We start from the raw sequence: 20,858 nt of genomic DNA, 5'->3' as shown, positions 1-20,858 counted from the left end.
TTCTTAATTTTCAATCACACGTTCTTTAATTTTTTGTGCAGGATTTCCTCTATAGATTCCATAAGCTTCTAAATTTGTACTTGCGGTTGACCCAATTGATAATACTGCATGGTCATGAACGGTTACTCCGGGTCCAATGATACTTTTTGCACCAATCCACGCACCTTGTTTTAAAAAGATGGGTTTTACTATCAAATCGAAGGATTGGGATTTATAATTATGATTTCCGCAGAGCAAAAATACGCCCTGGGATAAGCACACGTTAGATTCTATCGTGACGTTATCTAGATTATCTATCCAAACAGATTCACCAATCCAACAGTGGTCGTCAATGGATAATTTCCAAGGGTATTTAATGTTAACATTAGGTTTTATGGTCACTCCTGCTCCTATTTTTGCACCAAACAATCTTAACCAAAATACTTTTAATCCAGATATCGGAAAAAAACCACTCTTGAAAAATAATTCATTTACAAAATACCATAACAAACGTTTTACACGAGATCCTGGTTGGTACCAACTGTTATTATATGATGATAAATCTACTTTCAATTAGTCTTTTAATAAGGTGTCAAAATAAGCGATGGTTTTAGTCAAACCTTGTTCTAGTTCTACTTTTGGAGACCAATTATTAAGTTCCTTTTTTGCTAAATCAATAATAGGCTGACGCTGCAATGGATCATCTTGAGGTAATGGCAGATATACCAATTTTGAATTGGAATTTGTAAGTTCAATCACTTTATTGGCTAATTCCAGCATAGTAAATTCATGCGGATTTCCAATATTTACAGGTCCAACAAAACCATCTCTACTGTTCATCATTCTAACTGTACCTTCAATTAAATCATCAACATACTGAAAACTGCGCGTCTGCATGCCATCCCCAAATATGGTGATGTCCTCTCCTTTTAAAGCCTGAACAATAAAATTAGAGACCACTCTACCATCATTAGGGTTCATATTTGGACCGTAGGTATTAAAAATTCTAATGATTTTTATTTTTACTTTATTCTGAATATGATAATCCATAAACAAAGTCTCTGCACAACGTTTACCTTCGTCATAACACGAACGTAACCCAATAGGGTTTACATTTCCCCAATACGATTCTGGTTGTGGGTGTATCGCAGGATCGCCATAAACCTCACTAGTAGAGGCTTGCAAGATTTTTGCTTTGACGCGCTTAGCCAAACCCAACATGTTAATTGCTCCCATTACAGAAGTCTTAATCGTTTTAATAGGATTATATTGATAATGCACTGGTGATGCAGGACACGCTAAATTATAGATTTCATCTACCTCAACCATATAAGGATTGATAACGTCATGTCGCACCAATTCAAAATAGTTGTTATCCATTAAATGTTCTATATTTTTCTTGCTACCTGTAAAGTAATTATCTAAACAAATAACCTCATTGCCTTCGTTTAATAAACGTTCACATAAATGAGAACCTACAAAACCCGCTCCTCCTGTTACTAAAATTCTTTTCATACTTCTATATAATTTTATAAAAATAAGTTTTTGTTGTGATTGAGAAGCTCTTTGTCTTCTGAAAAATTCTTGGCAAATATAAAGGATTGTTTAACCATTTCTTTATAGCTATCTTCATTCATATTGAAAATCTCATCAAAAACGTTTTCTATTTCCTTATTGCTGTTAATATCTACATTCCATCCAATACTTTTTAATTTCAAGTCTTTCCAAGGTGTATTGTTTGATATTATCACAGGACAACCAACAGATAATGCTTCTAAAATAGAATGTCCAAAATTTTCTCCTTCGGAAAGTAAAATGAAAAAATCATACCCTTTTATAACCTCGAGCACCAACTCACTATCAATGAAACCTTTGTGGTTTACTGTCACATGCTTGGGAAGTTTATTAACAGCGTTTTTGCATTTCTCCCAATACTCTTGATCGTATACTGGTCCATAGATATCCAATATAATTTCTGCTTGAATATTTTGAAGTGCCTCGATCATCTTCAATGTCCCTTTCTCTTGAGCTATTCGTGCCACATTGACAAGGCGAATTGGATCATTCAGTATGTTTTTTTTTGCAACGGTATTTTTTATTTTTCTTGGAAATTGGTTTGCAACCTTAATTGCATTACAAATCTTGATTTTATCATTTATCATAGAAGCTTCTTCGGTATTAGCAGCATGAAAAATAATATTCTTATAGACCTTAAAGGTGTTAAAAATTTTTAGAAAAATTGTTTTCTTCAAAGGTTTAACACTAAACGCTTGAGATGATAGCATTCCATGTGGATTCACTATGGTTTTTTTACCTTTTGAAAAAGCTATTGGTAAAATTGAAAAGTAAAATGAGAACATTCCGTTTACGTATAAAATATCATATTCCGTAGTCTTGATGATATTTTTAATAGTTTTAGAGGAAAGTTGAGATTGCGATATATAATAACTGTTCGTATTTCCTGTTTTTATCCACTTGTTTGAGACAATAGAGCTAAAAGGTTGATCGTCTCCATAGTCTGTATTTCTGGTTACAATTTTGAAGTTAAAATCTTTTTCTAGATAGTCTACAAAATTTCCAAATGCAGTTATTGTGCCTCCAGCTTTGTATCCAGGTCGATACCAATCTATAAAAGCCAAAATCGTTTTTTGTTTATGCATTTGCCACCATTGATTTGTAAAGATCCATATATTGATTAGCTATTTTAGAGGCTGAAAATCTCTCTATGTTTTTTAAACCATTTTTTATTAATACCTCTCTTTGTTCGCGATTTGATAAAATGGATTGTATAGCCTCTCTATAGGCTTTGATATTTGATGGATCAATTAAAACAGCACCATCACCAGCCACTTCTGGCATTGCACATTTATTAGATGTAATTACTGGCCTTCCTATGCTTTGAGCTTCTAAAATAGGCAAACCAAAACCTTCATAAAAAGAAGCAAAACAAACGAGATCTGATTTAACATAAAGTGAGATCACTTCTTCAAATTCTAAGTTATAGGCATTTTTATAGATTATTGAAGAACTATTTAATTTATCCAATTGATCATCAGACAACTTGCCTATAACCATCAACTCTACTTTTAATCCTTTAATGGCTTCAATTAAACCCTCCAAATTTTTATTATAGCTTGTTCCTACTTGCAAAAGTACTGGGACATTTCCAACTTTGTCCTTAGGCTGAAATTTTAACTCATTAGATAATGGATTATGAATTACTTTAATTTTTTCTGGGTTTATAGAAATGATATCAAGTAAAGCTAATTTTGTATAATTTGAAATAACTGTAACATATTTAACTGATTTTATGGGTAATTGGTACCAAAAAAACTTAAGTAATGTATGCTTTACCCCCTTACTGTTTACTAATGGTGCCAAGTCATGAATCGTCAAAATGGTATTCTTTTTGGGCATAAAATAAGTCACGTAATGAATGTCTCCCGTGACATGGTTTACGTCTGCTAATTGTTTTAAAACCTCAAAACAACTTTTTAATCTTTTTATAACACCAGTACTATAATATTTTAAATGATAATTATGTATTGCTATCTTATTTGGTAGCGCTTGCTGCACTATTTTAAACACGTTTTCAATACTAAAATAGTCTTGGTAGGGTTTTCTAAAAAAATAAGTAACTTTTATATTCATTGTATTTTTAAGTATCTATCAATTTTAGAACATACATATTTATTAAACAGCGTGGCTACAATCCAGAACACGATAAGATTACCAACAAATTTAATTAATGCATTTTCATATTTATATAATAGAATAAATAAGGGTATCATAATGGCCATAGACCAAAACGTATTGAGCGATGTTCTATAAATGGACCTTATGATGAACCCAATACATTTTCCGAAGATAAAAAGTGCAAATAACATCCAAAAAGGACCAAAATCTATGTAAAAATCACCTACATAACCTAAGGCAAACGACACACCCATAGAAGCATCTGCATAGAAAACGCCCGTATACTTTGTTAAATGTTTAGAATCATCAATTGCTGCTTTATTGGGATTGAATAATCTGGGCACAAGTACATGCATGATCGCATCTTTGGTTAGTTTCCCATTTTCATGAGCGACCACATTTGGGACATACTCTATAGTAGAGGCGAAATAATCTATGTATGATATGCGATCTATCATAGCTCTAAATCCAAGATCTAATTGTTCTGGCGAAATGTTTCCTACATTATCCACCAAATAGCCCAAGGCCTCTTCATCACTAACTGTTACCACTTGTTGACCTGCATCTTCACTCACAAATTCCCTATAGTCAAATTTTATACTCGTCCAAATGACACCTACATAACCAAAAACCACAAAGGCTATGGCTAATATAAAGAACTGTTTATGGCGTATTTGGTAAAGTGCGAGATATGAAATGATTACCATAAAGACAATGGTTTTGAAATCTGCAAAATACGAGGCAAAACCAGATATAAATTCAAAAAATATAATGAGGTACAAAATTGAACGGTATTGATTTTGTTTTAAAGCTGAATAAAACATAAAAAAGAACAGCGTCCATTTAATATAGCCCAGAGCCACAATTCCTTGAAAAAGCCCTGGTATTGTGAATCTTAAACCATATAGCACTGTAGCAAATACTGAAAAAAGAAGGTAGGCTATCAATGTCTTTTTGGTATCTAAACTCAAAAGATACTGCAATATCCTGTTGGGATATATTTTAATTTCTTTGAGCATACTAAAAACGCCATATCCAAGCAGCAATAATGCCAAACAGGAGAGCAAATAAGCTTGAACAATTTCATTGGGAAACTCTGCAACATCTTGTAGAGTCTTAAACGTTAACGTAGCATAAATCACCTTAACACTTACTTGTAACCATTGATAAGCAAAGGCTATCAATAGTACTGGCGGGTAATGATCTGTAGCAAACCATTTGCATAGAAAGAATAAAACTACGACTGATGGAATGGCTAAAAAATCTGCATTTCCAAGAGCCGAAAAGGTAATGAGAACAATTCCAAAAACAATGATATAAGGAATTAACCTTTTAAAAAAAAGATTGGACCCATTATATGGAAATATCGAAGCTTCACTCATAAACTTGACTCCATTTTTCTAAAAAATTAGGATACGAAATTTCTAAACGTTCCATACTTTTCAGAGCTTCTTGTCCATGGTGCTCTATGAGTTCTTGATGTTCATAATAATAGGTCATTGCCTCCACAAGAGAGCTCACCGTCTTATTGGAGATAATGTAACCATCTATTTTGTGAGATACCAATTCCGGTAAGCCGCCAGAAGCAAAAACAATGGAAGCTTTCTCATGAACTTTAGCTTCTACAATGACATTTGAAAGTGGCTCTTCATAAACTGAAGGAATAACATTAACATCTGTGATAGCAAACAACGCAGCAATATCTTTTACTTGTTCTAAAAATAAAACTTTATGTTGAAAACCTGAGTTTTCTACTTGATGTATGAGTTGCTTTGTAAAATCAGGATTATGTTTTAAGCTACCTGCAATTAATAATCTGCAGTTTGGATAAACCATCACATACTCTATAAAAGCTTCAACCAAGAGATGTATCCCTTTGTCTTTAGACAATTGACCAATAAATGTAAATGTGACAACAGATTCATCTCTTTCAGGTAATTTTTCTTCTGAATGCTCAGCTAAGCGTTTTGGCGGAAAATTATATATAATAGTAATTTTTTCTTCCGGACAACCTAATTTAATTACCTCTGCAGCTACAAATTTCGAAATACACACAAAAGCATCGACTCTTGGGATGATGTAATGCTTCCAAAGAAACCGATGGAATTTAGACAAATGTCCGGAAGGCTTATCACCCAGTCTATATATCAATTTTATTTTTGTTCTCAGCAATACGGGCAATAAGGTCATGACGTGAGTGTCGTTACACACGTGAATATAATCTGGTTGATAATCCTTAATCAATTGAGATAATTGACGATTAGACTTGGGAATATTTATAAAATAGGCCTTAATGGATTTAAATTTTAATGTTTTTCTCAAATCCCAGGAGAAGCGCATTTTTTTATAGGGCAAATCTCTTGCTTCCACTTCATCTTGTAAATGCCATTTAAAACCAAGATCATTGACTGCTAAAAGCACATCGTAACCCGAGTTTTTCAAAAGTTCAAAAACCTGAAGATTAGCACGTTCTTGCCCATAAAAAGCCACATTTCCAAATACCCCTAATACCTTTTTTTTACTCATTGATCAATGCAGATTCAATTGCTTCAACGATATTGTCAAAACTAAAGTTATTAATACGTTCCTTGGCATGTTCACCCATGATTTTCAAAGACTCCTTATCTAAGGATTTCAAAACCTCTACAAGTTCTTTTTTGTTTGTATGGTCAAATACCCATCCATTTTTTTCGTGGACAATGATATCTTTTGCACAACCAACCTTATCGCTTAAAATTGCGGGTCTTTTACTAGCCATAGATTCATTTATGGCTAAACCCCAAGTTTCTGAAACGGATGGTAAGCAAAATACATTTCCTAAGCGATAAACAACTGGCATTTTTTTCTGGTTTTGAAACGGGATAAAGGTAACAAAATCATAAGGTTTTGCCTTGGTTTTTAAATCCTGTTCTAAAGGACCGTTCCCTAATAACAAAAGCTTGATGCGATTTACTTTTTTGTTATTGACGTCTATGACTGCGTCGAGTAGTATATGGAGTTGTTTATTAGGCTCAAACTTGCCTGCATATAACACCACAAGATCTCTGTTTGAAAATCCTAATTCTTTTCGCCAATTTGAAGCTTGCTGGTCATAATGGTTTTCCGCACTATCCTCGAAGCGTTCATTATCTATAGCGTGTGGCACATACAGTAATTGTTGATTACTTAAGCCATGTTTCAAAAAATAATCTTTATTGGCTTCTCCTACATAAAGTGCTTGGTCTACATATTTATAAACCCGTGTCAAAGCCAAGCGTCTCAATTTGGTTTTGAAACCTGGCACTTCATTAAGCAAAGTAGAGTCCCCTCGAAACCACACTGGAATTTTACCCTTAAAATATCGTAATGCCTTAAGATGGGATATAAAATTCCACCCAAACACTAAAATCGCATCAGGTTTGTAGGCCTCTATTTTAGGGATCAACTGCTTACAGTTAATGCCAAAGAAATGATGTACACCAGGATTTTTAGCAGTATTCTCAACAAATTCATAATCATAACCCTCTAACAATGGAATATCCCAAGTAATCTGTTTCCCGAAATTTTTATCCTTTACACTGGTTTTAGACTGTGACCATGTATAAAATACCTTAACTTCAATGTTATTTCTTTTGGCTAACAATTGAAACCATGGCGCATTATATTGAATGGGATGCGTAGTAATAATAGCTAATTTTTTCTTCATAGCCCATGCGATCTTAAAACTTGATTAAAAAAATCACATTGCACTTTGGTCATTGCCTCTGCAGTAAAAGGTTGAAATTTTTCCCAGTTCGTTTCTGGCATATAAGGCAATTGAGTAACAATCTTTTCCATATGTTCTAAACACTGCTCAACCGCTAATTTTTGGTCGAACAATACCACCTCTCCTGCATTCAAATCTTTTACGATACGCACCACACTGCTATTGGAATGGAATACACACAATAAAGGTTTTTTTGCCAATAGATTAGGATATAATTTTGATGCTGTATAATTGGCATCTTCAGAACCTGGTATTACTATAACATCTGCAGATTTTAATAACGTTAATGTTTCAAAATAAGGTTTCCTATCTGTTATTTCCTCAACGAAGCTTTCGACACCAAACTGCTTTGCTATAGGCCTTATGGTTTGTTCTCCTTGCCCATCTGGCGCGTAACTGGTCCCAATGAACCAAAACTTGCATTTTTTAAATTTCTCGTGACTATCTAAACCTTTTTTGAATGCCTCGAATATGACACTTAGACTTTTTGCCATGTCATGACCACCACGACCAATATAAATCAAATTGGTTTTATTGTGATCTAATACAAACGATTTAAAGATAAATCTAGAGTTTATGAATTCAAAATCCTTAACCGATGCTCCAAACGTAAGTGTTTTTGATGGCATATTTTTTATGGATGGATAACGAGATTTTAAGGTGTCTACATAACCTTGTGAAACTGCTATCAACCCATTTGCTTTTGGCACTGTAAAACGTTCTAAATATTTATCCAAGTTATAGGCAAACCAAAATTTTGGTGGTTTCTCTTCCTTTGGTACTGTTAAATAGTAATCATTACGCCAAGGGTCTTGAATATCTAAGATAAATGGAATGTTAAATTTTCGTTTCCAAATTCGTCCCAAAGGCATTGATGCAAAAACAGTCGTGCTAAAATAGATAAGATCAAAATTTTCCTTTTTCAGCAATGTATTGCCTGCTTTGAGCAATTGTATAAATGATCTTAAACCCAAATTACCCAATCCTAACTTTCGTGTATACTTCGTAGAATAGGCTTTGACCATTATATACTCCGCATCAGTAGGTAGAGAATTTGCCAACAACTCATCTTTTGCCATTTCCACATAGTCAGGATCCACACAAAGCACCGTAGGTTTCCAACCAAACTGCTCAAAATAAGGAAGACTTTGTCTTACTCGATGCATATCGGCAGCATTTACAGGTGGGAAATGCGGAGAAACAATAAGGACTTTTTTCATTATTAGTTTAAGTGAACTTTACTTTTTTGGCCCATTGGTGTGATGGTTTTTCTATGTATTTATAAAATAACCAAGCTGCAAAAATACTAAAACTTAATGCAATTAGTATAACTCCATACTTAGAAAGTTCATTCAATTTCAAGCGTTTACTCAAGTTAATGATTTTTACGCCAATTGGCCAGTGGATCAAATATAAGGAGTAGGAAATATTACCCAAAAAAATCAAGCCTTTTACATTTCCGTGGTGACTAGCAAAAGCAATCAACGCAGCAGTTATAAAGGTCCATACTGAAACTAACCAGCCATGGCTATCAAGAACGATGTAACTAACAAGAAATAAAAAAATCAAATACTGAAATAGACCAATTTGGTTTTTTTTATAAAAAGCAGTTAAAATGCCTAATATAAAAATATCTGTATACTTAAAAAATACAATAACATCTTGATTTAAAAAAGACAGTAACAATAATCCAATAATTGAGGATATAGTGAGCCACTGATTTTTAAGATCCCATAAAGCGATAAGCAAACCGATAATTATATAAAAATGAAATTCTATTTCTAATGTCCAATATACTGGATTGAGCCACGTGTTATTAAAAAACTCTACCAAGTAACCGACATGCTGTAAAAGTAAAGCAACAGAAACATTATTTGGTTCACCCGCAAATCCTGGCGTTTTACTGGCTGCATAACTTACGAGTAATACCAGTATAACTGAAATGAGATAAGCAGGTTCTATTCTAATCAACCGCTTTTTCATGAATTTGAAATAGTGACGGAATTTAAATGAAGTGCCTAACAGAGAAAATGGAATCACAAATCCTGAAATTACAAAAAACACCTCAACACCTATCCATCCATTTTCAAAAAGCACATTTATAATATCATCCTCGTTTAAAAAATCTTTTGTAAAGTGATACATACAAACATATATAGCTGCTAGACCTCTTAAAGTCACTATTATCGTTAAATAGTTTTTATCTTTATTAAAAGCTTTCACTTTATAGTCTTAAAAATTTTAGCTCTTGCAGGCTCTAACTCTCTTCAAAAAGTGGCAAATGAATCTAAAAGACATTAAAATACAAAAGAGCAAATGCAATGTTTTTAAACGTTATTCACAAATTCTTTTAGTTTCAAGGCTTGCTTTTCAAAAGCAAACACCCCTTGTCCTGCTTGCCAACTTGCTGCTTTCATAGCTTTTAGTTTTAATGGATTATTTAAGAGGTCTTCAATAATTGTAGCAATTTGTTCCGGTTGACGTTCTACTATAGCCACCGCATTTGGGACTATTGCTTTTATTTCTGCCTGGCCTTTAGTCTGCGTTGCTAAAACAGCAATACCTGCTTGTAAGTAATGGAACGTTTTATTGGTGATTGTATAGTCTCTGCTCTCGGGTTTGTCCTCCTCAAAAGCAATGCCTATATCATGTTCTGCAATTCTTGATACTAATTCCTGAAAAGGCACCACATCGTGAACCTGTAATGTAACATTTTTTGGCAATAACTGCTTTAAGTTATGGTGATAATCATTTGTGATCTTTCCCCTAAGATGAAGCTGTAATGGCGTTGTTGTTTTTTGCAAAGCTTCACAAAGCAGTTCTAATCCTCTGCCCTCACTAATTACTTGAGAAAACCAATATAATGAGGGTTGCTCTTTATCTTTTCTGTCTTTTGACGATTGATCCAGAGCATTGAGTTTAATAGACGGAAAGCTGTTATAAATGACCTTAGGCATTTTGGATTTATTTCCATTAGCCATTGCTAATGCCATTGCTTTTGATGTGGTATAAGTATATTTTGCTTTTTCCAGCAGAAAGCCTTCTAAATACTCTAACAGTTTTATAGGACGGTATTTTCTGGCTGAAGGTAACAAATCTTTGCTATGCCAATCTTCAAAATCAAAAGCAACTATCTTTCCTTTTTTAATTAATTTATTTGCTAAGGCCATACTCATTTCTTCGTGACCAATATATAAATCGGCATCTTCAACCAATAACTTCTCTAAATAAGATGAAAAATCGTATCCCAATGCACCCACAGTATCAATTCCTGTAAATTTTACAAAAAGTCTAGAAATTTTACGCTTTAAACGAATGTACTTAGAATTTAAACTATTAAAATTTAACAAATCAATTCCAGCTTTATAGCTAATCCTTTCATCAAGTAAAGCACGGTCTTTTGCCAACATTTCCCAATCGTACCAAAGTGCGTAAACAATCACTCTATAACCAGCTTGAGCATATACATTTGCTTCTTTAACCACTCTAGGAGCAGCTACTAATGGTGATTGGGTAAAAATACAGATGGTTTTCAAATTTTATGGCTTTGACTTCAATTCTTAACAATGATTTTTAAAATACGCTGTGTTGCTTGCCCATCCCAAAGTGGTGGAATTTGACCTTCTTTGTATGTTCCGGTTTGGATAGCATTAATCTTCTCAAGGATGTCTTTTTTATCAAAATTCAATAGTGTATTAGATCCAATAGTTAATGTACTTGGTCGTTCAGTATTAGGTCTTAAGGTTAAACATGGCTTTTGTTTAAACGTGGTTTCTTCTTGGATGCCTCCACTATCTGTTAACACCATTTTGCAGTGATGAATTAAATTTTGAAAGCTAAAATAATCTTGAGGTGCCAATAATTTTAGATTCTTAATTTCTTCAAATTCAGATTCTAAATCAAATTTTTTAATGTTATTCAAAGTTCTTGGGTGAATTGGAAATACAATTGCCAAATCCTTTGGTATATCTCTTAACAATGACAACAACCCTTCTAATCCTTGTTGATTATCTACGGTAGCAGGACGATGTATGGTCATTAAAATAAATTCATCTTTGGCCAAACCATTCGCTTCTAAAGTATTTTTTGAAGCAATTTCAGATTCAAAAGCCACAAGCGTATCAATCATGGTATTACCAACTATGTGTATATTTTCTTTAGGTTTATGTTCTTTTAAAAGATTGTCTAATCCACTTTGCTCTGTGACGAAATAATAATCTGATATTTCATCTACTAAGATCCGGTTCATTTCTTCTGGCATTGTACGATCTAAACTTCTTAAGCCACTTTCTAAATGTCCCAAAGTAATGCCGAGTTTATAAGCAGTTAGTGCTGCAGCTAGCGTAGAATTTACATCTCCTGGAACGAGTATGACATCTGGCTGAAACTTTTCAGTTATAACTTTTTCCAATCGCACCATAATCTCACCCATTTGCGTATTTGGTGACGCTTGCGAAATATTCAAAAAATAATCTGGCCAAAGATCTAATTGTTGAAAAAACATATCGGCCATTGATTTATCAAAATGCTGACCCGTATGTACGATTTTAATATCAAACTGTCCAGCAAATTGTTGATCAGCAACTTTTTTGAATTGTGTTACTTTAATATAGTTGGGTCTTGTACCCACAACAATTAGTAGTTTTCTCATTTCAACACTAGGCTTTCGGCATTATTAGGTCTTTTATTCGATGTAAAAATAGCTTAAATGTTTTGGCATTTTTCCATCCAAATATAGATTTTACCATTTCTATTATTTTTCCGCCTAAAATAGGTTCATAAGTACTCCCTCCATAACGGTTAGATAAATTTATAGCACGATCATACACATCCATAAAATGGGGGTAGGCATCTACTGCCAATAGTTTTGACTGGAGCGCAAATGCATTTCTATATGCTTCGGAATCTTCTAATTCTTTTAATTGTTTAGATTTTGATATAAGTGCCTTGAACTGGCTCTCTACGTGCTTTCTTTCTTTTTGATTAGCAATGTTATTACCTCTAACATGTTTTCTGTAATAAGCAAATACATCCGGTGTATGACAAATTCCCTTAGAAGCCTTAATAACACGAGTGAAAAATTCACCATCTTGATCCTTAAATAATTTCTCATTCCATCCGCCTGCTTTTTCAATAAAAAATCTTGGACTTAAATATGCATGTTGCCCTACCATACCGTGATTTAAACCATCGCCACCAAAAAGTTTCAATAAAAATTGTTTGGGATTATTTGTATTATACAAAAAATGAGAGTCTTTTATTTCTCCATGTTCTGGTTTTTCATAAAAATGAACAGTACTACATACTGCAATATATTCTGGATTTTGCTCTAAATCCTGTACTTGGTTTTCAATTTTATCGGGACTCAACAAATCATCTGCATCTAAAAATTGAATATACTTGCCCAAAGACAGTTCAAAGCCATAGTTTCTAGCAGCACACGCACCTTTACCTCTATTTTTTTTAAAACTAAAATTGGGATGTGTTATCGTTTTTAAATAGTCTAAAGTACCATCGGTAGAACCGTCATCAATAACAATAACCTCAATATTTGAATACGATTGCTGAAAGACAGAATTAAGTGTATCAGGAATATATGCTATAGCATTGTAACTTGGTATGACTATCGAGACCTTTTTAATGCTCATATTTCTTTTATAAGTTTCGCTGGAATCCCACCATACACACACTCAGGATCTAAGCTTTTAGTAACTACAGAACCAGCTGCAACTACAGCTCTCTTCCCTATAATAACTCCTGGAAGGATGGTCACATTTGAACCAATCCAAGCACCATCTTCGATTATAATAGGTTTTGAAATTAAACCTCCTTTCCACGCAGGCTTGCTTTTATCAGTGTAAATATGATCATGAGTATAGATTGTACAATTAGGCCCAATGGCTACATCGTTTCCTATTTGAATGTTATCTACTATATCCATAATTGTGTAATCACCAATATTACTGTTATTCCCAATGGTTAGCATACCGGTTTTTTCTGATTCTCTGGCAAAAATTGAACAATAGGTTTCAATGGTTACATTATCCCCAAATGTCCAGTTATTTTTTACGTAAAGTCTCGCATGAGTTCCTAACTTAAAATGATTGCCTATTTTCAACACGTTACTGTCTCCAATTAATAAAGTGCCCTGTTTCTCAAAAAAACTATTCTTTCCTATTACAAGTTGAGCATTTTTTCCAATTCCTAATTTCACATTTTTCTCAATGGTACAGTTTGAATCAATTTTAGCAAAACCATGACCTTCCACTTGTATAGGAAAACTAAGATTTACATTACTTCCGAAATTTATTTTAGATAAATTATATATCCAATATATCGTTCTAAGGGCAGATTTAAAATGGTATTTGACAAAATTAATCACTACTGTCATACTAAAATATTATGCTCTGTTCAATTCAAAAGGCTTGTTCATGTATTTATATAGTTTTAAAGCAATGGAAGGGCCTAACTGACGTAATTTCCAAAATATATACTTTTTCTGCTTAGTTTGATTTAGTTTTATCACTTTCTCTCTACCTCCTTTAGATAAAGGACATTCAGTAAGACTTAAATAATAATCCTCAACCTTAAAATATTCAAACTCAACAAAGACACTATCTCTTGTTTTTTGCATTTCTTGGTCTGCATGAACGCGATACCAAACCATACCATGTGGCATCAAAATCACATTGTTAGAAAGTGACAACTCACACCACATAGCCAAATCACCACTAACTGCTTCGTGAGGAAAACCACCTAAGTCTCTAAAAACCTTCGTCTTTATTATTGATGATAAAGGTGCCTTGTGAAAGACAGCCTTCTTCTCAACAAAATGTCTTTTATAGGTTTCTTCTGGACTTAACATAATGGGAAAAAGCTGTTCATTATCTTGTTCTATAGAGCACAAGCCATAACCCGCTTCGGGAAATTGCTCCATATAATACACTAATTGCTCTAAACCGTAAGGATAGATTAGATCGTCTGAATCTAAATATTTAATATATTCTCCATTGGCATAATCTACAATTTTATTTCTGTTCTTAAATTGTCCTAGATTTTTTTCATTAACAAAAACTTTTACTCTTTCATCTTTTGTTTCGTAAGATTTACAAATCTCTACTGTACGGTCCTTAGAACCGTCATCTAATATAATGAGCTCCCATTCTTGATAGGTTGAGGCCATAACACTTTCAATAGCTGATGCAATAAAATTCTCCCTATTGTAAGCTGTCATTAGAACACTAACTAGTGGATTAGATTTCATAATTATTTTTTATTTATTCTTCCCTGTGGGATTACCCCACAGACCTCTTGGTACATTTTATCTAAATAAGCATCCCCTTTTGCTAAAGAAACATCAAATAGATGATTGGCTTCATTTCGTGCCCTTAGTGCTCTAAAATTAAAGAAAAACCAATATGGATTCATCTTCCATTTAAGATTACTTAACAAAAGATTAAAATATTTATATAATGGCACGCTTGCGTCAAGATGATACCCAAAATGTTTGTAAATGGCATATTTTTCCACAAAGATACGTTTATAAACATATTCTGGAAAATAGTGATGATAATGGTTTACCATATTTCTACGGTCATAAACAATTTTGTGTCCAGCCCTTAAAGTATGTTTAGCCCATAACAAATCTTCTGCAAAATCTGTTTTCAAAAATGGAATCTCAATCAAAGCAGATTTCCTATACATAGAGATAACATCATCCCAACCACAAAAACTAAATTGTTCCTTTGGTGACAAATTATCAAACTCTCCTTTCTCAAATTGCACAAACTTTGGTATAGCTTCATTTTGAGGTCTATACCATTGGTGCGGATTAAATTCTTTTATATGAGGGACAACTTGATGACCACAAACTCCCATTACTTCTTTATCGTCAAAATGGCTAACCATCCGTTCTAACAATCTCTTATCTGTGGTCCAAGCATCTTGAACTGTCATTAACACAAATTCTCCTTTACAATGTTTCACAGCTAAATTACGAGTTGCACCATGATTAAATGTTTTGGGATCTATGGCTACAACGTTTACAAAAGGAAATTTTGATACATAATCAATAGAACCATCTGTACTACCAGAGTCTATAATAACTACTTCCGTTATATTAAATAGTGATTGTATTTCAACACCTTTAATGAGCCTTTCTAATGTATCAATTCCATTTTTCACAGGAACGACTATTGAGATTTTAGGATAACTATTATTCATCTATAGATTTTATTATTGATTTGACTCTATTGTACCAAGTCGCACCATTTAAAAAGTATTTTAGCTTATCAAAATCAATAGTTTTTACGTGCTGTATGGTCTCGATAAAATCATTGTAATTATCTTCTACATGAATTAAATTATTAAAATCTTGTGCTAAATTATCATGATAGTTGTTAACCACGACTGGCAAACCTTGCGCGAGATAGTCATAAAGCTTCATACTATTAACATCTAAAGCAACCTCTTCTCTATATAAGCCTATACAAACGTTCGTTTCCTTTAATATTTTATCAACCTCCATGGGCTTTAAGAAACCGTGCAATTTTATATTTTTAAATTGCTCTAATTGAGTGTATAATTCTGTTTTATAATTTCTGCCTATAATATTTATAGACCATTCTGGATGGTCTTGAGCCAATCTAATAATCCAGTCTATTTTTATCCATTTTGAAAGCGTACCGCAATAAGTAACTTGATAATTATTATCTAATTTTATATTGGTCTCAAGATTAATTCGAGAATCAAAAACACCATTCATCATTATTTTGGTGTTATTAAAGCCTTTCTTCTTATACCAGTCTATCATGGATCTAGAACTACTTAAAACAATCTCTGCATTTTTACCCGCTTCCAATAGTAGTCTTGCTCTATTTTCTTTTTGATGTTCTGGCAAATTAGGATCATTTATGATATTGTGGTCTGTATCAAAAACCAAGCGATTATTTAAACCTAAAAATTTATAATCCAAATATCCATTTGGCCAATAGCACCAGGAAACTGAGTTTTTACTATTAAAAGCTTTGTAATTTAAAATTCTTAACAAGTGTTTATTTAGTGGTCCAACTATAGATTTTAGAGCTCCTCGTTCTGGCAGTATCGCTCCAACATAAAGATTTTTGATTTTAGTATGAGATGATCTTTTTTGATTTTTTTTATTCAAAACTAATCCTCTCGTACAACGTATAATATTATATACTACATTAACTTTAGGCTGTTCTGCAATCACTAATAACACAGCCATATTGCGTCTATTAATATCTATTTCCTTTTGATTTGCCCAAGGTGCATCTGCACCAAAATAGTATACAATCATTGGACTTTTTGTTTTAACCGGACACCTTCACTGACTAATTTCTCACCCAATAACGGAAAGATAATTGCTTTCCAAGTTTGAGATAAACGCCAACCATCTTTTATAGATATTTTTATAATTGTTATTACATTTTTATAGTCCTTTGCATTTAGCGCTACCTTATACATAAAGCTTAACAGATCACTTCTAAACGTTTTACCAAAAGGCTTTTTTGATGGCGTGATTTTAATGTTTTTTTCAATATTTGGTTTTGGCATTTCTTTTCCCAACTGTAAACTATCTTCTCCAAATTTCAAACGCTCATCCGCAAATTGAAAAGCCATATCCCTATAAAAATTATTCGTGCTTTTATAAACTTGTGTGGCAGAAGTAGCGTTTAAACGCACAAAATAAGAACAGTAATTGAGTACAGCTGCATCAAATTTTTCAATAATGCGTAACCAAAGGTCTGTATCTTCGGAAGTTTTAAATGCTGTTCTATATACTCCTACAGTATCAAATACTTCCTTTTTCAATAAAACAGTTGCATGTGTAATTGGAGAATATGGATTAAATTGACTTCGATTTACTTTAATAAAATCATGATTATCAAAATAGCTGTCTTTTGGTTGTTTATAGCTATGAGCTATTTTACCACGATCGGTCATGAATGCTATTTGAGTTGATACTAGTGCAAAACCTTTGTTTTTTTCTAAAAAATCAAGTTGTGTCTTTAGTTGTTCTGGCAGACAGATATCGTCTGCATCATGTCTCCAAATGTATTCACCTTGAGCAAGTTCCAGACCTCTATTAAGAGATTTAGCAACTCCCATATTTTTGTGGTAAACCGATTTAATACGCTTATCACTATAGGAGTCAATTATATTTTGAGTACCATCTGTACTGCCATCATTCAAAATGAGAAACTCGAAGTCCTTAAACGTTTGAGCTAATACAGAGTCTATGGCTTCACGCAAATACTTCTCACCATTGTAGACTGGCATTAATATGGATACTTGATATTTCATATATCCTTAAAAAAACCTAGAACTTTTCGAATTGGATTCAGCAACAAATATCCTAATTTGTAATTGTTTGTCCTTTTCACCATCTCTCTTCCTTTATCTATTTTCTTATTTATTTCATTTTCATAATGAAGCTCCAAATTTAAATCACGCCTTTTCGCCATTCGTATCTTTACAACCCAGCTCCAATATTCAGCCTTTAACATATTAGAGTTTGTTGAAATCCCTCCATTATGAATCCTGTAATTATAAAGGGATTCATCAATATATTGAAGCGGACCAACTTCTTCTAATTTAAAGTATAAGTCTTTATCAACTGCCCTTTTCAAATCTGGGTCAATTCCATCTGTTAATTTATACAAACTATTTTTAAAGCCAGCGAAATGGCTAACTGTCTCTGCTTCAGTAGTGGTCACTTTTGAATTTATATCTTCTTTCCTAAGCCTTGCACCTCTTTTTTTAACTCTCAATTGCTCATCACATATATTAAAATTCGAATAAACTAAACTTGACAATTCGTTTTTAATATGACTATCTATTATTAATTTTATAGCGTTTAATGTAATCGCATCATCTGGATCAACGAAGCCACAAATATCACCTGTAGCTAATTCTGCACAACGTCTTTTCGTATAACCACAACCTTTATTCTTTTTATTATAATAAATTTTAATTTTGTCATGACTTTTGTATTTCTCATATATATCATGACTTAATACGTCTGTTGAGCAGTCATCTACAATAATTATTTCCCAATTAGTATAGGTTTGTTTAAAAATACTCTCTAAACATTCTTCTAGATAGATTCCATTATTATAATTAGCAATCAATATTGAAAAAAGCAGATTATCTTCACTCATAATAATTACAATTTCTATTTTAGAGTACTGATTACAGTAGCCCACATTGTTTCAGTCTGCTTTTCTATGGATGTTAGAATTTCTGTTTTTGCTATATAACGATCTGGATTAGCTAAACCATCTAAAACCTTAGAATAACTATCCTCCAAATCATTCACATCCAACAAATTATTTTCTAAACCATAATCGGCAAGTAATTCACTATACTTATGGCTCCAACTTGTACAGAAAGTTGGAACACGTTGATTTAAACCACTAACAACACCGTGAAAGCGTGAGGAAATTAAAAGTTTAGATTTACCAATCGCTGCTTTTATAGATAAACCATCTAAATCGTTTAGAATTATTACCTTATCCTTATTATCAATTTGATCATAAATTTCCTTGATCAATTTCAAATCTTGTTCTCCCTCATGATTTAAAAGAGTTAATTGCTCATCTTTCTTTATTAATTCCTTTGATAGCTTTAAAATGAAATTGGTGTAAGCATTTGCAACCTCCCTATTTGTATGTGAAATCATTTTAGAATTTACAACAATACATACACGATTATTAACTTTATTATATAAGTTCAATGATATTTCAGGCTTTACTAAAATTGTAAAATCTGGCGCCATTTTAATTTTATCAGATTGACCAAAAACCGTTGTTAAATGCTTGTAAGAAGTTTTGTCTCTAGCGAAGAGTACGTCCGCTTGCGCATAAACTAATTCTATGATTTCTCTAGACAAAGGTTCCTTAAATGGACCGAATGCTTGTGGCAGTAAAATTACTTTTGTATGATTCTTTTTATACTTTGAATAATAATCTTTGAATTTACTAATGTAGTTTTTATTGTAAGTGTCAACCCATTGATCTCCAAACTGAAATCCAGAGGCATCCAAAATAGCATCGACGTGTTCTAATTTAACTAATCCAAATCTTTCTAGGCGTGGTTGTTCAAATAACTTTTCCAATTTAATTTTAAATCTTTGGAATTCGAATATTTGAAACATTCCCAACCTGTTAAATTTCTCGGTAGGACCATAACAATTGAAACCTTTTACCAAATGAAATTTATAGTTCTTATCTTTATTAAGCCTTTGACTAACAGAATGTAGCATTAATTCTGCTCCCTTGTTTATAAAACCAACATTATCAACTTGAATATACATTTAATAAATTTTTATTATATCATTTACTTCTTTCTTTGCGGAATATGCTATACCGCCTTCTTTTAAAGGGTAACCGATAGAAAAAAACATTATTCCTCGTTCATAAACCTCTAAATCAAATTCTTCAGATAAACGTTTTTCTCTTTCTTCAATATCTGACCAGTTAATTGGGCATGAAGATAAACCTTGGGTTTCTAGACCCATCATAAAATTCATAGCTGCTAATCCACCATCAATATAAATTAGATGCCTATCTCTTTCATCAAAATACGAGCTTTGATCACCTACTAAAATAACCATCATTTTAATGTTCTCAGCAAATGAAACGCAACCCATAGGTAAAGTCACAGTACGTTTTAAAACTTCCTTATCTGTAACTACAATAAACCTAAAAGGTTGTCTGTTACATGCACTAGGTGCAGTAACACCAACTTCTATAGCTTTCTTAACCAATTCCATGGGCACTTCCCTATCTTCATACCACCTTACTGATCTTCTTTGATTGCATAAATCAAAAAACGCTTTGTAAGAGACTTCAGATAATTTACTATCATTTCTTGTATAAGGACTAAATATTTCTTTTTTGGCATTCTGTGTTGAAGTACTATTTTTCAATGTTTCAAAATGCAATTTTGCTTTCTTAATCCTATCAGTCTGTTCAACTAATTGAAAATATTTAGTTAGTACATCAAACGCCCATTTTTTAGTATTAAAATCGTTATTGTTTTTTAAAATAAACTCTAAATGTTGTATCGTTTGAATTATGTATCCTTCAGCCCAAACAGCCTTCCTGGGTATTGTAATAATTCCTTTTTCAATCATATGAATAGATCTTCTAAGGGTTACCATTTTACTTGTAGTATTTTCTTTGATGAGGTGAGCGTGTTTACCATTTAATACGCTAAAATGTTCCCTATCGAATCTTTTACTAAAAAACCAATAATAAAATGATGATCTTCTTGGTGATCTAACAGCCCAATCAAAAGCTCTTTTCTGAGTATATTTTCTAGTTTTAGAAACAGGATTTTTCAAAAACAATAAAATAGCTCCTGGATGTTTTAAGTAATGCTTAAAATTCATATCAATTTAACTATTGAATTA

Annotated in this window: 20 protein-coding genes; all 20 read right to left on the bottom strand. The window is 32.7% G+C overall.

Features of this window, described 5'->3' with window-relative positions:
• Positions 1-3: 3 nt before the first annotated feature.
• The gene (locus GQ40_RS16685) at positions 4-552 is read right to left on the bottom strand and encodes a WcaF family extracellular polysaccharide biosynthesis acetyltransferase (RefSeq protein WP_047551042.1); all 549 of its coding nucleotides are present in this window, start codon (positions 550-552) and stop codon (positions 4-6) included.
• A complete protein-coding gene (locus GQ40_RS16680; RefSeq protein ID WP_047551039.1) occupies positions 553-1,494 on the bottom strand; it encodes a UDP-glucuronic acid decarboxylase family protein in 942 nt (313 codons plus the stop codon).
• 14 nt (positions 1,495-1,508) lie between these two features.
• On the bottom strand, positions 1,509-2,639 hold the full coding sequence (locus GQ40_RS16675; RefSeq protein ID WP_047551036.1) for a glycosyltransferase family 4 protein: 1,131 nt from the start codon (positions 2,637-2,639) through the stop codon (positions 1,509-1,511).
• Positions 2,632-3,630, bottom strand: a complete 999-nt coding sequence (locus tag GQ40_RS16670; protein ID WP_047551033.1) for a glycosyltransferase family 4 protein — start codon at positions 3,628-3,630, stop codon at positions 2,632-2,634. The genes GQ40_RS16675 and GQ40_RS16670 overlap by 8 nt, the downstream gene beginning before the upstream one ends.
• The gene (locus GQ40_RS16665; RefSeq protein WP_047551030.1) at positions 3,627-5,057 is read right to left on the bottom strand and encodes a hypothetical protein; all 1,431 of its coding nucleotides are present in this window, start codon (positions 5,055-5,057) and stop codon (positions 3,627-3,629) included. The genes GQ40_RS16670 and GQ40_RS16665 overlap by 4 nt, the downstream gene beginning before the upstream one ends.
• Positions 5,050-6,201, bottom strand: coding sequence for a glycosyltransferase family 4 protein (locus tag GQ40_RS16660; protein WP_047551026.1), 1,152 nt, complete (start codon positions 6,199-6,201; stop codon positions 5,050-5,052). Before GQ40_RS16660 ends, GQ40_RS16665 begins: the two co-directional genes overlap by 8 nt.
• Entirely contained in the window at positions 6,194-7,360 is a 1,167-nt protein-coding gene (locus GQ40_RS16655; protein WP_047551024.1) for a glycosyltransferase family 4 protein, read from the bottom strand. Before GQ40_RS16655 ends, GQ40_RS16660 begins: the two co-directional genes overlap by 8 nt.
• Entirely contained in the window at positions 7,357-8,640 is a 1,284-nt protein-coding gene (locus tag GQ40_RS16650; RefSeq protein ID WP_047551021.1) for a glycosyltransferase, read from the bottom strand. The genes GQ40_RS16655 and GQ40_RS16650 overlap by 4 nt, the downstream gene beginning before the upstream one ends.
• A gap of 7 nt (positions 8,641-8,647) precedes the next feature.
• Positions 8,648-9,643 (bottom strand): acyltransferase family protein, encoded by a 996-nt coding sequence (locus GQ40_RS16645; RefSeq protein WP_156115605.1) that lies wholly within the window; start codon positions 9,641-9,643, stop codon positions 8,648-8,650.
• A gap of 104 nt (positions 9,644-9,747) precedes the next feature.
• Entirely contained in the window at positions 9,748-10,956 is a 1,209-nt protein-coding gene (locus tag GQ40_RS16640) for a hypothetical protein (protein ID WP_052184308.1), read from the bottom strand.
• A 17-nt stretch (positions 10,957-10,973) separates the two neighbouring features.
• Entirely contained in the window at positions 10,974-12,071 is a 1,098-nt protein-coding gene (gene wecB, locus GQ40_RS16635) for a non-hydrolyzing UDP-N-acetylglucosamine 2-epimerase (RefSeq protein WP_047551015.1), read from the bottom strand.
• A gap of 7 nt (positions 12,072-12,078) precedes the next feature.
• A complete protein-coding gene (locus tag GQ40_RS16630) occupies positions 12,079-13,068 on the bottom strand; it encodes a glycosyltransferase family 2 protein (RefSeq protein ID WP_047551012.1) in 990 nt (329 codons plus the stop codon).
• Positions 13,065-13,811: an acyltransferase gene (locus tag GQ40_RS17315; RefSeq protein WP_052184307.1), complete on the bottom strand. Its 747-nt coding sequence runs from the start codon at positions 13,809-13,811 to the stop codon at positions 13,065-13,067. The genes GQ40_RS16630 and GQ40_RS17315 overlap by 4 nt, the downstream gene beginning before the upstream one ends.
• A 9-nt stretch (positions 13,812-13,820) precedes the next feature.
• Positions 13,821-14,684 (bottom strand): glycosyltransferase family 2 protein, encoded by an 864-nt coding sequence (locus GQ40_RS17310; RefSeq protein ID WP_081990238.1) that lies wholly within the window; start codon positions 14,682-14,684, stop codon positions 13,821-13,823.
• Between the two features lie 2 nt (positions 14,685-14,686).
• Positions 14,687-15,643 carry a glycosyltransferase family 2 protein gene (locus GQ40_RS16615; protein WP_047551009.1) on the bottom strand — a complete coding sequence of 319 codons (957 nt, stop codon included), beginning with the start codon at positions 15,641-15,643 and terminating at the stop codon, positions 14,687-14,689.
• The gene (locus GQ40_RS16610) at positions 15,636-16,739 is read right to left on the bottom strand and encodes a glycosyltransferase (protein ID WP_047551007.1); all 1,104 of its coding nucleotides are present in this window, start codon (positions 16,737-16,739) and stop codon (positions 15,636-15,638) included. Before GQ40_RS16610 ends, GQ40_RS16615 begins: the two co-directional genes overlap by 8 nt.
• On the bottom strand, positions 16,736-17,746 hold the full coding sequence (locus GQ40_RS17305; RefSeq protein WP_052184305.1) for a glycosyltransferase family 2 protein: 1,011 nt from the start codon (positions 17,744-17,746) through the stop codon (positions 16,736-16,738). Before GQ40_RS17305 ends, GQ40_RS16610 begins: the two co-directional genes overlap by 4 nt.
• The gene (locus GQ40_RS16600; RefSeq protein ID WP_047551004.1) at positions 17,743-18,603 is read right to left on the bottom strand and encodes a glycosyltransferase family 2 protein; all 861 of its coding nucleotides are present in this window, start codon (positions 18,601-18,603) and stop codon (positions 17,743-17,745) included. The genes GQ40_RS17305 and GQ40_RS16600 overlap by 4 nt, the downstream gene beginning before the upstream one ends.
• A gap of 14 nt (positions 18,604-18,617) precedes the next feature.
• The gene (locus GQ40_RS16595; RefSeq protein WP_047551001.1) at positions 18,618-19,757 is read right to left on the bottom strand and encodes a polysaccharide pyruvyl transferase family protein; all 1,140 of its coding nucleotides are present in this window, start codon (positions 19,755-19,757) and stop codon (positions 18,618-18,620) included.
• Positions 19,758-20,837, bottom strand: coding sequence for a nitroreductase family protein (locus tag GQ40_RS16590; RefSeq protein ID WP_052184304.1), 1,080 nt, complete (start codon positions 20,835-20,837; stop codon positions 19,758-19,760).
• Between the last annotated feature and the right edge of the window lie 21 nt (positions 20,838-20,858).

Source organism: Psychroserpens sp. Hel_I_66 (assembly GCF_000799465.1).
Lineage (GTDB): Bacteria > Bacteroidota > Bacteroidia > Flavobacteriales > Flavobacteriaceae > Psychroserpens.
This window is presented reverse-complemented; position numbering and strand designations above follow the sequence as displayed.